Origin of the sequence: Nitrosomonas communis (assembly GCF_001007935.1) — a bacterium.
GTDB lineage: Bacteria > Pseudomonadota > Gammaproteobacteria > Burkholderiales > Nitrosomonadaceae > Nitrosomonas > Nitrosomonas communis.
The window spans coordinates 2,287,656-2,301,343 of record NZ_CP011451.1 but is presented as its reverse complement, the minus strand read 5'-3'; the positions used below and the strand labels follow the sequence as shown (position 1 = coordinate 2,301,343).

Below are 13,688 nucleotides of genomic sequence, written 5' to 3'. Positions count from 1 at the left end.
TTCGCTGATTTTATTATCTCTAGATCACGTTATTAAAGCTGTCAGATCAAGTTTTAGCTAATACAGTTTATACAGTTTATACAGTTTGCCTCAGCATTAATTTGGCTTCGCTAAAATGTCAACAAGAATCTAGTCATTTGCTTTTTGCCAAACCCCAACAATACCTGCTCCACTTGCAGACGAGAGAATTACAGCTTTTCCTATATCGCTCGTTGATATTTTGGCTTCTTTAACTTTACAAATACAACCATCAGTATATTCACCTAGTGCAACCATCCCAACAAGTTCCATCTTCCATTTTGAACATATTTCTACACATTGTTCGGGGCCACCACTAATTTTTGAGCTACCTGTAAATGAAGTTGCGCAGCCAACGAGAAATAACGCGAGAATCGACAGTACTATCACTGACTTTTTCATCACATTCCTCCTTATTTTAGGAACTAGTTGAGATTTGGTCCTCGAAATAACCCAAAATGCCTATTCCACCACAGCGCAGAATAAAATCATGCTGGATAATTTTACAGTATCAATATATCTTAAAGGTTTTTGATACTCAATTGATATGGTCTAATAGACCCGGACACTCCAGTTAAGAGAAAATAGTCTTAATTGGAGGATGAAATGGAACCTAGGAAACACTATACAAAGGAATTCAAGCTGGATGCAATCAGCTTGGTACTGGATCAGGGATTAACGATAGCAGAAGCTGCCAGAAACCTGGAAATCAGGGCTAACATGCTTGGGCGATGGATCAGGGAAAGCCAGGCGGATACTAATGGTCAGGCATTCCGCGGTAATGGGAAACTGACACCGGAGCAGGAAGAAATCCGGCGGCTTAAACTAGAAAACAAGCAATTAAAGCTTGAGCGGCAAATACTAAAGGAGGCGGCGGTCTTTTTCGCGAAAGAAACGAAGTGAAGTATTCGTTCATCACCCAAAAGAAAAAGACCTACCCGGTCGGCCTCATGTGCCGGCTATTGGGTGTCAGTCGCAGTGCTTGACTCATGACTATGAACAACGCTGCTGCAATTGCCCGGATGATCTACACCACAGGCAACTACTTAATGCTGTGCAGAATATTGCAAAATCATGCGATTATACCTATGGCAGTCGCAGGATGAAGCGAGCGCTAAGTGCCTTGGGCTATCGGGTTGGTCGCTGGAAGGCGAGAAGACTAATGCAAGAAGCCGGGATACAAGTGAAACACCGGAAGAAATACAAGGTGACGACGGACAGCAATCACCCGTTGCCAGTGTTTGAGAACCAATTGAATCGGCAATTTACGGTTGCCAGACCGGATCAAGTCTATGTTTGCGACATTACCTGCATTTGGACTCAGGAAGGCTGGCTGTATCTGGCGATTGTTATCGATTTGTTCTCCCGAAAGGTGGTGGGCTGGAGTATGAGCTCACGGATGAAAGCAACACTGGTTTGTGATGCATTACGAATGGCGATCTGGCTACGCCGGCCACCGCCTGGCCTGATCGTGCATTCGGATCGTGGGTCGCAGTATGCTAGTAAAGCATACCGCAATCTACTGAAAGCATACGGTTTTATTGGCAGCATGAGTCGTCTGGGAAATTGTTGGGATAATGCGGTTGCGGAAAGTTTCTTTGGCAGCCTCAAGCAGGAACGCTGCCAATGGCGGCATTACCAAACCCGCCATGCAGCACAGCAGGATATTTTGCAGTATATCGCCGTGTTTTATAACAACCAAAGACTGCATTCATACCTGGATTACAAAAGTCCGAATCAATATGAAGCAGAAGCAGCAGAATCGATAAAAGCAGCTTAAATGCGAATTAAGAGCTGAAATAGAAGCCAGTCCATCAATAACGTTAAACTATTGAGGAAGACATCACCCAACCTCAATCAATCAAAGTAATCAATGAACTGGCAAAACCGATTAATAACCATTTATCTCTATGTTTGCAAGCATTATCAGCAAAATCTTTGGATTTATAGTCAAAGAATGAGCAACCACGCGGATTTAAGTTTTAGCGACGAAGAAGTCATTACCCTCTTCCTGTTCGGTGTAATGGACAAGCATAGAGAGATCAAAGGTATTTATGAGTATGCGGATCGCCACTTACGCGATTGGTTTCCACGACTTCCAGGTTATGTGGCTTATGTTCAGCGTCTGAATCGGGTAGCCGATGTGTTTGCACCCTTATTAGCACTGATTCAGCAAGAACAGGCAACCAGGAATGCCGGGCAGGTTTGGTTGACTGATTCATTTCCGGTCATCCTTGCGAGGCAAGGTCGTCGGTTTAACGCGTGTGTAGCGAAACAGTTGGCTGATTCAGGCTACTGCTCCACAAAGAAGTTATACTATTATGGCGTGCGGGTCCATATTATTGGGCGCAGCCAACCAGGCTCATTGCCGATCCCTGAGTACATTGGTGTAACCGGCGCTAGCGACCATGATGGCAAGATATTTGATCAGATTCGGCCACAATTGCACAACAACGAACTGTATGGGGATAAAGCTTATCAACGGCCAGACGCCGAAGAGGTCAGGCAAGCCCAGAATCTGACTGTCCTGACACCGGTTAAAAAACAAAAAGGGCAGCACCATCTGGAACCACAGGATCAATGGTTATCGACAGCAGTTTCTCGCGTGCGGCAACCGATTGAAGCCTTATTTGCCTGGATTGAAGAAAAAACAGGCATTGAATGTGCCAGCAAAGTGCGTTCTTATAACGGGCTTATGGTACATGTATTCGGAAAGCTGGCTGCGGCTCTGTTTTTCTGGAATTTTTTACGAGTCAGCTCTTAATTCACATTTAACTGAGGTGTCCGATTTTACTTGACCACGTCATAATGTAATGGTCAACAAAAGCCGGACACCTATTTAGGCAGCGTTGTTAAAAAATTCCCGTTCGAATTTGATCGGGGCTTTGTAGCCTAATGCCGAGTGTGATCGGCGACCGTTATAAAAAGCCAAATAATCGATTATGCTTGATTTTGCTATAATGTAAAAGAGGCATTTTCACTGGATTTCTTGCTTAAACTTTATCTGTAATCGACCTAGAATTTACTTGGCTCCCTCATTTTTAGATTTCGATTCCTGCGTTGGTACGGTGCTCTTGGCGTGAAATTGCCAGTACAATTGCTGTTCCTCAGCAATAATAACTTCCACCCTCTCCACCAGCAAGTGGTAGGCTGCATCTTCATTTCCAGCATCCGCATAAACATCTGCATTATTGAGATAAAGTCGGCATTCTCGCTTCATGTTTTCGGATGCTTTGCGGTAACCTTGCCAGGTTTCGCCAGGGCGCAGCAGCATATCGGTGGCGCGGAGAACCGAAACCACGGCACCCAACGCGGCAGTGAGGTAGCGGATCCAAATCTCAGTATCCATCACTTGCAAGAAGGAAATAAGCGCACCCATCACTATAACCGACATGGCAAAAAACAGATGCCGCTTCTTGTGTATCCCGGCCTTTTTGGAATACCATTCGCGTTGGTTTTCCAGCACGGTTTGAAAGAAGTAGTCGGCCCGCTGCTTGCGGCTCTCAATAAGTGTCATCCATTCAGGCTTAACGGTTGAATTGGCTGGTTCGACAGGCATCATTAAACTCCTATTCTTGTTTGGACATCATATTTATTGTTCTGGGCAATTATCCACGCCTGATTCTGTAAACGGCACTTCCAAATTATAGCGACTGATTGCTCACATTTAGAGCGTCAGCTGCTGGGTTATTGAATCTGGCTAGGGTCTGTTGACGTTTTAAGATAAGTATTTCATTGATAGAAACAAACTCGTAATATTGGAGCTCCCATACCACCAACAAAACGAGTTTGCGATGCCCCGAATGATGCTCAATGATGAGTGCTGGTCGAAGCTGGAGAAGATTCTGCTTCAAGAATCGATTGATAACAAGCGCAATCTGCGCATGATGGTAGAAGGCATACTGTATCGAATGCGGGTTGGCTGTCCGTGGCGCGACCTGCCCAGGGTGTTCGGCTGCTGGAATTCCATCTATAAAAGATTCAATGCATGGTCATTGAGCAGGAAATGGCTCAATATTTTCAAAGCATTGGCTGTTGATCCCGATTGGGAATGGAGATTTATGGATGGCAGTTATGTTAAAGCGCATCAACATAGTGCGGGAGCAGCGAGTCAAGAATCGCAGGCTATCGGCAAAAGCCGTGCAGGCAATACCATCAGGATCCATTTAGCGGTCGATGGTTATGGTTTGCCAGTTGAGTTTGAAATCACCGGTGGAGAAGTCAATGACTGTTCTGCCGCACCTGATTTGATTGCCAGGTTGCCTGACGCAAAAGCAATGAGTGCGGACAAGGGCTATGACAGCGAATGGTTACGGGAACAGATAACGAAGAAGGGAGCTCGGGCTGTGATACCGGGAAAGCGCAACTCGTTGAAGGGTAATGCAGATATGGATTGGGGTTTATATCAATACCGGCATTTGGTGGAGAATGCTTTTGCCCGGCTAAAGCAGTATCGGGCAATAGCAACACGATACGACAAACTGAAGCGAAATTACGAGAGTATGGTAGCTATAGCATGTGGATATCTGTGGCTACCTACCAGAGCATAGGGATTAATTATTCTGGATTTTCCAGATTAGATCAGCAATTTCATGGCTTAATTTTTCTACAGCCTTACTTTTAGCCGATACCAGAGGCTCATAATCGCTCGAGTCAACAGCTTCACGTATCACTGATTTTCTGATCACTGCGCGCTCTTTATTTTCTTGGGTGATAATCATCCAGTCGACATCAAGGACGATTTGCTCGCCCAGATTTCCATCAAATCGTTTAACATCGATAGCAACGCGGTAATCGATAGTAAACGACGCATTTTGCCGTGGCAAAAAAATATGTTGAGTATTCAATAAGATTGATAAGTTTTCGCCAAGTACCCGCATAAAATCGTCTTCCAGCGATCCACCCCAGCGCTGAAATTCATGGATTACTAACGTATGTGCCGTAGGTCGAGTAACGATTTGCGGGCGATCTAAGTAGGATGGAAACGAAACGAGATTCACTGAAATAGTGGCATTATTGCTGCGGTAAACTGTTGGAAGTTTTTCATCTACGGCCTGCATAGCACTTAACGTATAAAACGTATAAGTAGGCGTACTTGCACATCCAGTCACCAATAACGCCACCAAGATGACCAGACAATGGAATACAAGGGATGGAGGTATCATTAATTTTCTCGTTTGCCGTGAATGAGTGCCTCAGGATGTCGTTCCAGATAATCGGCCATGATACGGATGGATCGTGCGGCTTTTGACAATTCATCGAACACATCTTGCAGGTCACGTTGCGTGGACGAGTCGCTTTGAATTGTTTGCTCCACAGTGGAAAGCATCTTCTGAGTCTGATCTAATGTCGCAATGATCGACGGCGTAACAGAAGTATTCAGAGCGTGAACTAATTGCTCTGTCTTCTGCATGGTCGACGTCAATTTGATAACTGTGTCCTGAAACTGACTTCCAATTTTATCCAATGGAAGATTCTTCAGTTTTTTGATCAAGCTAGTAAGCGTGGTGCTGATTTCCTCAAAGGGTGTTGGCGTAGTGGGAAACACGGGAGGTGTCTTTTCCCAATTAATGCTTGCGATAGGTGTATCAGGGATAAAATCCAGATCGATAAACAACTGACCTGTCATATAATTTCCAGTTTTTAACTGGGCGCGCATTCCTCGTTTGACGAAGGCATTCATAACTGTTTTGTGATGGCTGCGGATAAACTCTTTTTGGTTGGGAACGCCTTTGAATATTATGCTTTCAGGTATAAATTCTATTGTCACTGGAATCATGATCTCGTTGGATTCCGCATTGAATTCCATGTCGATATCAATCACTTCGCCGACCGGGATTCCCCTGAACTCTACCGGCGCACCCAAACTTAAACCACGCACCGAACCGGAAAAATGCAATACATATTCAATCTTAAGTGTAGGATTTTCCAGAATAGTAGCTTCACGGTTTTTGAACAGAACAAATTCACGGTCCTTGGTAACGGTCTCTACCTGACTCAGCTTTCTTGGAGTCTCAAAAGCGATGCCGCCCATCATGACAGTGACCAATGATTCAGCACTTACCTTTATACCATTCGCATCTAAAGATATTTCCAGGCCGCTCGCATTCCAAAAACGAGTATTGGAATTGACCTGTTTGTCATGGGGTGAATGGATGAATACATCAATCTCGACCGACTGGCCATCCTCAGCGAAGCGATAGCCGATCACCTGACCCACTTTGATCATACGGTAATATACCGGCGACCCGACATCCAAAGAACTTAAATTGTCAGCACGAAGAAAAAAATGACTTCCAGGTGTGTCATCTGTTAACACTGGCGGGGTTTCCAGCCCGACGAAATGCCTCACACTATTACCTTCTTTTCCGGGATCTATGCCGATATAAGCGCCAGATAAAAGCGTACTCAGTCCGGAAACCTCATCTGCCGCAATGCGTGCGCGAACCACCCAAAAACGCGTACTTTTTGTCAGATAATGCTTGGCATTCCTAACCAATTCAGCGGTGACAATAACATGCGACAGATCATCGCTCAGTTCGATTGACCGAATCTGGCCAATCTCGACGTTTTTGTATTTGATTTTAGTTTTACCCGCTTCCAATCCTTCTGCAGTTTTGAAGCTTATCGTAATGGTGGGGCCAGTTTCAGACCACGCTTTATAAGCCAGCCATGCACCGACAAGCAATGCTACCAGTGGAATCAGCCAGACTATGGATATTCCACTACGGGCTTCCACTCGCGCTACTGGCAGGTCGCTGGCTTGTTTTTCATTTAAGCTTTGCTCATTCATTATTTCTCTCTGCGTTATCCCAGACCAGCCTGGGATCGAATGACATGGCCGCCAGCATCGTCAAGACTACAACCGCCCCAAAGGCAGCAGTGCCGATGTCTGCATCGATATCAGCCAATCCTTGAATTTTGACCAAAGCCACCATCAATGTCACCACATAGATATCGACCATGGACCATCGCCCCATGATTTCCGCCAGACGATAGAGTCGTGCTCGTTCCCGAGGGTGCCATGAAGAACGCACTTGAACAGAAATCGCCAGGTAACTGAGAATCATCAATTTCAGTACAGGTACAAAAATGCTGGCTATAAATATGATCAAGGCGACTAACCACGAACCTGAGACCAGAAGATAATTAACGCCGCTTAAAATCGTATTCGACTGGACCGACCCCAGACTGGTAGTTGTCATAATTGGCAATACATTGGCCGGGATGTACAAAATATAGGCGGCAAGCAAATAAGCCCAGGTCCGTGACAGACTATCGGGTTTGCGTAAATGCAAAGATGCACCGCAACGGTGGCAATAACTATGCACCGGGGTCGCTTTATGCAGCAGGCCGCAGCTGTGGCAATTTATTAGACCGACTGCAGCTGCAGTAATCCAAGTGTTAGTTTGATCGTTCACTGGCTAACTCCCAGCTTTTCCCATACCAGATCCGGGTCGAGGCTGGATGTGGCCGCCGCTAGTACAAAGATTAGAATACCAAAGGACCACAGGGCAATGCCAGGAACAATCGTTCCCATGGAAGCCAACTTGACCGTGGAAACCAGAATACCAAGCATGAAGACTTCCATCATGCTCCAGGACCTAAGCGCTGATGCAAAGCGAAATACCTCAGATGTATATGGCGCAATACGGTTGAACTTTAATGGTAAAAATACATAGAGCAAAGTGGCAAGCTGGGTGAAAGGTGCAAGGATGGTGGTAACAAATACGAGACCTGCAAGCAAGTACATGTCCTGATCGAGCAGCTCCCAGACTCCTGAAAGCAAGATAGTTTCTGTGCTCTGCCTTTCAAATTGGAAGTCAATAATCGGAAAGGAATTGGAAATCACGAACAAAATCAAACCGGTAATCGTATATGCCAGGGTTAAATCTAGGCTGTGTCGTTTATGCTTAAGCAGAACAGCAGCGCAGCGAGGACATTTCACTACTCCCTTTGCAAACGAATGATCCACGCGCAACAGTAAATCGCATTCATGACAGGCCATTAACGAAACGGAACCAGCCATCCATATTTCCTCCTAGATTTGCTGACTTAGTACGTAAAACAAGTACGCACATGTAGCTTGTATTATTGAAGGCTCTAGACTAGCAGAAATGATCTGTTAGTTTAGTAAGATGTTAAGAAACATTAAATTACGCAACTATTACATCGAAAAAATAATTAAATGCTTTTGCATTGATATTCCTGTAAGCCAAAGCTGCTCTGCTACTAGGAAAAATCGTAACACGATAAACCGCTGATATGGGTTATTTAGACAAATAATATATTGTTATTAGACCGCTTTAAAAGACAAATTAGTAGGTAGAGTTGAGATTGATGAAAGCTAATTTGGAGCAAAACGACAACGCAGTTATCATGGCAAGCGCAAGCGAGGTCGAGGAACAACAAAGCAATCCGTGTTTGGCGTATTTGAATGCGAATTAAGAGCTGAAATAGAAGCCAGTCCATCAATAACGTTAAACTATTGAGGAAGACATCACCCAACCTCAATCAATCAAAGTAATCAATGAACTGGCAAAACCGATTAATAACCATTTATCTCTATGTTTGCAAGCATTATCAGCAAAATCTTTGGATTTATAGTCAGAGAATGAGTAATCACGCGGATTTAAGCTTCAGCGACGAAGAAGTCATTACCCTCTTCCTGTTCGGTGTAATGGACAAGCATAGAGAGATCAAAGGTATTTATGAGTATGCGGATCGCTACTTACGCGATTGGTTTCCACGACTTCCAAGTTATGTGGCTTATGTTCAGCGTCTGAATCGGGTAGCCGATGTGTTTGCACCCTTATTAGCACTGATTCAGCAAGAACAGGAAACCAAGAATGCCGGGCAGGTTTGGTTGACTGATTCATTTCCGGTCATCCTTGCGAGGCAAGGTCGTCGGTTTAACGCGTGTGTAGCGAAACAGTTGGCGGATTCAGGCTACTGCTCTACCAAGAAGTTGTACTATCATGGTGTGCGGGTCCATATCATAGGGCGCCGCCAACCAGGCTCACTGCCGATTCCTGAGTATATTGGTGTGACTGGCGCCAGCGACCATGATGGCAAAATATTTGATCAGATTCGACCACAATTGTACAACAATGAGCTGTATGGGGATAAAGCTTATCAACGGCCTGACGCTGAATGCATCAGGCGAGCTCAGAATCTGACCGTCTTGACACCGGTTAAAAAACAAAAAGGGCAGCACCATCTGGAACCACAGGATCAATGGTTATCGACAGCAGTTTCTCGCGTGTGGCAACCGATTGAAGCCTTATTTGCCTGGATTGAAGAAAAAACAGGCATTGAATGTGCCAGCAAAGTGCGTTCTTATAACGGGCTTATGGTACATGTATTCGGAAAGCTGGCTGCGGCTCTGTTTTTCTGGAATTTTTTACGAGTCAGCTCTTAATTCACATTTTATCTTCTATAATTCTGGCATTAACAGCAATAATATAAATACGTTTTTCATGTTTGCTAACTTTATAGCATACTATATGGATGGATATATAGTTATGGAGATCATGACATTATTAGCTATAAAAGTATAAGACGACTTCTCCTCTTTCCGCTTCCAATTTGACTACCTTGGCACTGGAGTACTAATCTGATTACAATTAATTCTCTGTTTGAAGGAGGAACAATACTTTCTTAACTTCCTCTCCATGCCCTCAGTACCGCGGCGGCATGAATCTTAAGCGATAGCAAAAAACTCATCCATCCATCAGCTTGACTACCTGCGTTATTAAGGTAGCGCCGGTGAAAGAAGTGCAACGTCAAAGACATGCTTATCCAATCTGCTTATTAAAGAATGGAAGCGAGCCATATTTTTGATGGTGTAGAGTATGCAGATAAACTTCCACAAGCGAAACTAAATTGGAATTTGAAATCGTGATTACACCAAGTCTTGCATATCCGTTTCTTATTATTTGAACGTATTCATTATGAGGCCCAAAAGACTCGAATGCATTGTTTGGAAATGACCAGTTACCATTTTCTAATTCTTGTGGAGTTTGAAGATGACTCCACACTCTATGGTGCAAGTTATTTTTGGTAGCTTTTCCAATATAGAGAATATCTTCTTCAGGTGTGGCTATTAGATATATTCCACTTTTTGACCCAATTCCATCACCTGAGATCAGAATGCCACGGATTGAGTTTCCAATCTTACCTCCCATTGCAAGCCTACTTATAAACGGAAAATCAATTTCTGAAGACTCAAATATTTCTTTCATTGAAATCTGTAGTGATTTTACCGCTTCATACGCCTGGGAGATTTTCATTACCAATGTCAAACGTGATATTTATGAGGAATAATCTCGTGTATTATTTTATGTTTTAACATATGAATATAGCAGATCCCATATAAAATGATTTAAATTTCATAAGCGGCAAAGAGCTGCTCGATGGAACAACCTTCCCTTTTTCTGATGGCTTTGGCCTGGGCCCATTTGGGTTCAATGCCATTAAAGTCTGGAGAATAAGACGGTAGTATTCAAGCGTATGCCCGGCATTGGCAAAGGCGATTTGGATATCCTGTCGCTTGTGGAACATCGCCTTGTCTATGACGATCACGCAAGTGCTGACTCCCAGCCGTTTGATGCGCTCGTACTGATACGCGTCCGGATAACCTATGACGTCCTGCGAACATCTCCATGTCGATCCTGGTTGCATTGCAGGTTTGTTGCGGGTTGTCTTGGGGGATCAGGAGTATTGATCCAACGCATCACGCTGGCCACACCTACGCAAAAACGCTTGGCCACTTGCGTAATTGAGAGGTTCTCCTTTTCACGAACGGATAATACTTTACGGCGAAATAATATCGGATAGGTCATCTGTAAATTATAATCAATTTATAGGAGACATGCTATACAAGCGCAAACTATCGAATGGTGGAGGCCAGGAACCGCTTGACGTGCTGATGATGTTCAAGGTGATCCTGCTTGGTCAATGGCCACGCGAAGGAAAAATAGGCCGTGCACGAATGTCATCACGTGAAGTCATCAAGTACGGGAAAATTCGCCACGATGATCGCAAACGCGCGGCACATCCCCATGGTCGAGCATCCCGACACGTTCAATCGCATGCTCGATTGGCTTGCCTCGAGACGTTAGGCCACCCAGAGCAGAGTCTTGTGCCGATCGCGTCTCCTGCGCGCGAGGTCGGGCTCCACAATCGCGATAAGAAGACTAAATCTCCGACTGCAACGTGATCGAACTTTGAATCCGTGTCGGCTGATGAAGCTTCCAGATGCCGATAGTGAGCACCGGCACGATCAAGATCACGATGAAGGCGTAGGTGAGCAGGCCATAGCCCTGCGCAATCAGGTCGACCAGACCGACACCTGCTGCCGCGTACACCGAGACGACCATCAGCGCTACGGAGAGCGCCGGACGAAGCATCTGAGGCATGAGCCGGTGTCGCTCCTCGTAGATCTTCGCTACGCGCTCGTTGATCGCATGGAGCATCGCCACGCCGGTATCTACTAATGTCAGCAGCACCGCGATCTGGAACGCCCACTCGAACCACGGCGCCTGCAACTTGGCCAGCAGAAAGGCCGAGGGCAGCACCACCGCGCCGATCTCGTCGTAAAAACCCATCATCACGATGTAGAACAGCACGCCTGGCAGCATGCCGAGCGGACCGGCGAGCGCTCCGGCGACGATGGCTTCGCGACGACGGCTCAGATGACGAATACAAAACAGAACCGCGGGAATCGTGGCGACGTTATAGCCGGCGTAGGTGAGGCCGGCCTTGAACCAGTTGTCTCCAAGCGGTGCCGCCGCGAAGCTGGCTTCAATGCGATCGCCGAACGCGATGCAGCTCCAGATGACAAAAACGACGTAAACGAGATAGAGATAGCCGACGGACAGGGTCAGAAATTTCTCGATGGTCGCACTGCTGTAGAACAGCAGCAGACCAGTGGCAGCGATCATGCTCAGCGAGCCAATCAGTTTCGGTGAGCCGAACAGGCTATGGGTGATTTCACCAGCCGCCGCCCCCATGACCGCCATAATGATGATGATCAGTAGGAGGTACGCAATCTCGAACAGAAACCAGCCACGCCCGAGTAGAAGCTTGAAGAAAGAACGGTAATCATACGCGCGCGCGACGCGAGCCAGTTCGAAACTGACCATCAGCACCGCGCTCCAGACGAGCATGCCCACCACCATGCCCAGCAGACCGCCCCAGGGTCCGGCTGGCAGAAAAAACTCCACCAGCTCGCGTCCGGTGGCGTAGCCCCCGGCGATCACTGCGGATTCGAACACGAACCCGGGCAGCAGATATCGTCTGAAAAAATCGTTCACTCTTCACCTCAAGAACAACTGGGTCATCGCAACAGATTGATCGCTTGCTTTACATTAAGCCGTTAAGTCAGCCAAATCGACCCCCAGGCAGCGAGCGCGGGCTCGGTAATGGTCCCTTAGTGAGGTTTTCCAGATGAAGTTTGCGGTTCAAGCGCAGTTCCTTTGTGTTGTCTTACGTCTGAGCTGCGACTTTGCCTCAGCTTGGAATCTCGCGCCAGGGACTGTGCGTTGTATTATACATCACGAGCAATTCCCGCGGAGTGTAGTATGTCATCCAAAGCTCTGTAAAGGCAGCGAATCGGGAGAAGCTGCTGGCTGATCCTCACAATGCCCTGAAAGCCTACGTGGAAGGACACGGTGGAGAAATCCGGAAGATGGGTCCAATTCAGATCGTTCCGCATAAGCCGACCGTAAGCGGTGTATAGGAAAAATAAACGCCATTTTCCATTGAATCTGAATCTACTCAAGAACGGTATGGTTGTCAACCATACCGGCAATTAATCAGAAATTCACAAAATTTGTGTCAGATCACCAGCAAATAGTTTGACTTTTGATCGTTTTTTGTTAATTACGCGAAAGACGCCCAGACGGAATGGTCAGCTTAATCATGAAGTGTGCTAAAAAAGATGGGCCACGAATCAGACGGGATCAAAAAGACCCTGGACCTGCACAGGTGAACGTGGTGGCGCTCGGGAGGACGAGCCGAGATGGTCAAGAATTTTAGTGATTGCACCGGATTCCAGAATGGCAGCGATATTTTCAAGGTTCCACCGCAATGCTCGATGTCAATATCGAATACCCGTTTTAACAGGCGTGCCCAACTGATGCACACAGAAGCCGGAGAATGTGGCGCATCATCATCCGTATCAAATCGGTTATTTTTGTTTTTTCTTGCTGTCAGGAATAATCTCAGGGTACAGTTTGGCATTCGGCGCGAGTACATCATGATAGCGAATGAGATTGAGCCTTGGCTGGAGAACCGGCACAGCCAGCTGTTGCATGAATTCCAGTGGTGACATAAAGATATGCGTGGTGCCATCCAGGTTAGGTATTTTCAGCGTCACAACACCAATTGTTATACATAGAGAGTTCTACGTTTGCCAAGCTTTCAATCGATGATGCGTCGAAAGTAAAGATTGCAGCCATACATTTGTTTTCCTAGTAAGACTATCGCCTTTATCTCTGATGGTATTTTATGAACAGCGCCTAATCACGGAGGCGCACTTTATGTGCCATGTTACTTGCAGATTTTTCTACTCACTATCTCTTCTGAAGTCATGTGTCACCTTTACAGAAGTATGGGTGGAGAAGCAAAAAACGGCATGTTTAATGAATTGGCTACCGGTGAATGAT

General features: G+C 45.9%; 14 protein-coding genes and 2 pseudogenes. 6 read left to right on the top strand and 10 right to left on the bottom strand.

What is annotated here, in order from left to right:
• Positions 1-129 precede the first annotated feature (129 nt).
• Positions 130-420: a hypothetical protein gene (locus AAW31_RS10400; protein WP_046850191.1), complete on the bottom strand. Its 291-nt coding sequence runs from the start codon at positions 418-420 to the stop codon at positions 130-132.
• 204 nt (positions 421-624) lie between these two features.
• On the opposite strand from AAW31_RS10400, the pseudogene AAW31_RS10390 reads away from it, so the two are divergent.
• Positions 625-1,798 (top strand): annotated as a pseudogene (locus tag AAW31_RS10390) (IS3 family transposase).
• 93 nt (positions 1,799-1,891) lie between these two features.
• The gene (locus AAW31_RS10385) at positions 1,892-2,782 is read left to right on the top strand and encodes a transposase (RefSeq protein WP_046850189.1); all 891 of its coding nucleotides are present in this window, start codon (positions 1,892-1,894) and stop codon (positions 2,780-2,782) included.
• A 258-nt stretch (positions 2,783-3,040) separates the two neighbouring features.
• On the opposite strand, the gene AAW31_RS10380 is transcribed toward AAW31_RS10385, so the two are convergent.
• Positions 3,041-3,577 carry a DUF4231 domain-containing protein gene (locus tag AAW31_RS10380; RefSeq protein WP_052752190.1) on the bottom strand — a complete coding sequence of 179 codons (537 nt, stop codon included), beginning with the start codon at positions 3,575-3,577 and terminating at the stop codon, positions 3,041-3,043.
• Positions 3,578-3,812: 235 nt separating this feature from the next.
• Here AAW31_RS10380 and AAW31_RS10375 point away from each other — a divergent pair, with 235 nt between their 5' ends.
• The gene (locus AAW31_RS10375; protein WP_082110416.1) at positions 3,813-4,568 is read left to right on the top strand and encodes an IS5 family transposase; all 756 of its coding nucleotides are present in this window, start codon (positions 3,813-3,815) and stop codon (positions 4,566-4,568) included.
• A gap of 3 nt (positions 4,569-4,571) precedes the next feature.
• Here the strand turns inward: AAW31_RS10375 and AAW31_RS10370 are convergent, their stop codons facing one another.
• Genes AAW31_RS10370 through AAW31_RS10355 form a run of 4 tightly spaced genes read right to left on the bottom strand, consistent with a single transcriptional unit; the run spans position 4,572 to position 8,047 of the window.
• On the bottom strand, positions 4,572-5,183 hold the full coding sequence (locus AAW31_RS10370) for a PqiC family protein (protein WP_052752189.1): 612 nt from the start codon (positions 5,181-5,183) through the stop codon (positions 4,572-4,574).
• Positions 5,183-6,811, bottom strand: a complete 1,629-nt coding sequence (locus AAW31_RS10365; RefSeq protein ID WP_046850188.1) for a PqiB family protein — start codon at positions 6,809-6,811, stop codon at positions 5,183-5,185. Before AAW31_RS10365 ends, AAW31_RS10370 begins: the two co-directional genes overlap by 1 nt.
• On the bottom strand, positions 6,804-7,439 hold the full coding sequence (locus tag AAW31_RS10360; protein ID WP_235264353.1) for a paraquat-inducible protein A: 636 nt from the start codon (positions 7,437-7,439) through the stop codon (positions 6,804-6,806). Before AAW31_RS10360 ends, AAW31_RS10365 begins: the two co-directional genes overlap by 8 nt.
• Positions 7,436-8,047, bottom strand: a complete 612-nt coding sequence (locus AAW31_RS10355; RefSeq protein WP_046850187.1) for a paraquat-inducible protein A — start codon at positions 8,045-8,047, stop codon at positions 7,436-7,438. Before AAW31_RS10355 ends, AAW31_RS10360 begins: the two co-directional genes overlap by 4 nt.
• A gap of 109 nt (positions 8,048-8,156) precedes the next feature.
• Between AAW31_RS10355 and AAW31_RS20690 the strand changes: the two are divergent.
• Together AAW31_RS20690 and AAW31_RS10350 are read left to right on the top strand one after the other, a co-directional pair.
• Positions 8,157-8,489 (top strand): annotated as a pseudogene (locus tag AAW31_RS20690) (IS1595 family transposase); the annotation flags it as partial.
• A gap of 59 nt (positions 8,490-8,548) precedes the next feature.
• On the top strand, positions 8,549-9,439 hold the full coding sequence (locus AAW31_RS10350) for a hypothetical protein (RefSeq protein ID WP_046850186.1): 891 nt from the start codon (positions 8,549-8,551) through the stop codon (positions 9,437-9,439).
• A gap of 376 nt (positions 9,440-9,815) precedes the next feature.
• On the opposite strand, the gene AAW31_RS10345 is transcribed toward AAW31_RS10350, so the two are convergent.
• The 4 genes from AAW31_RS10345 to AAW31_RS10330 all read right to left on the bottom strand — a co-directional run bounded on the left by AAW31_RS10345 (position 9,816) and on the right by AAW31_RS10330 (position 12,335).
• A complete protein-coding gene (locus tag AAW31_RS10345; protein ID WP_187426949.1) occupies positions 9,816-10,310 on the bottom strand; it encodes a GIY-YIG nuclease family protein in 495 nt (164 codons plus the stop codon).
• Positions 10,311-10,365: 55 nt separating this feature from the next.
• Entirely contained in the window at positions 10,366-10,701 is a 336-nt protein-coding gene (locus tag AAW31_RS22080) for a hypothetical protein (RefSeq protein WP_200899596.1), read from the bottom strand.
• Positions 10,659-10,862, bottom strand: a complete 204-nt coding sequence (locus AAW31_RS22075; protein WP_200899595.1) for a helix-turn-helix domain-containing protein — start codon at positions 10,860-10,862, stop codon at positions 10,659-10,661. Before AAW31_RS22075 ends, AAW31_RS22080 begins: the two co-directional genes overlap by 43 nt.
• Positions 10,863-11,216: 354 nt before the next feature.
• Positions 11,217-12,335: a YkvI family membrane protein gene (locus tag AAW31_RS10330; RefSeq protein ID WP_046850183.1), complete on the bottom strand. Its 1,119-nt coding sequence runs from the start codon at positions 12,333-12,335 to the stop codon at positions 11,217-11,219.
• Positions 12,336-13,042: 707 nt separating this feature from the next.
• Here AAW31_RS10330 and AAW31_RS22785 point away from each other — a divergent pair.
• Positions 13,043-13,351: a hypothetical protein gene (locus AAW31_RS22785; RefSeq protein WP_235264352.1), complete on the top strand. Its 309-nt coding sequence runs from the start codon at positions 13,043-13,045 to the stop codon at positions 13,349-13,351.
• The last annotated feature ends 337 nt before the right edge of the window (positions 13,352-13,688 follow it).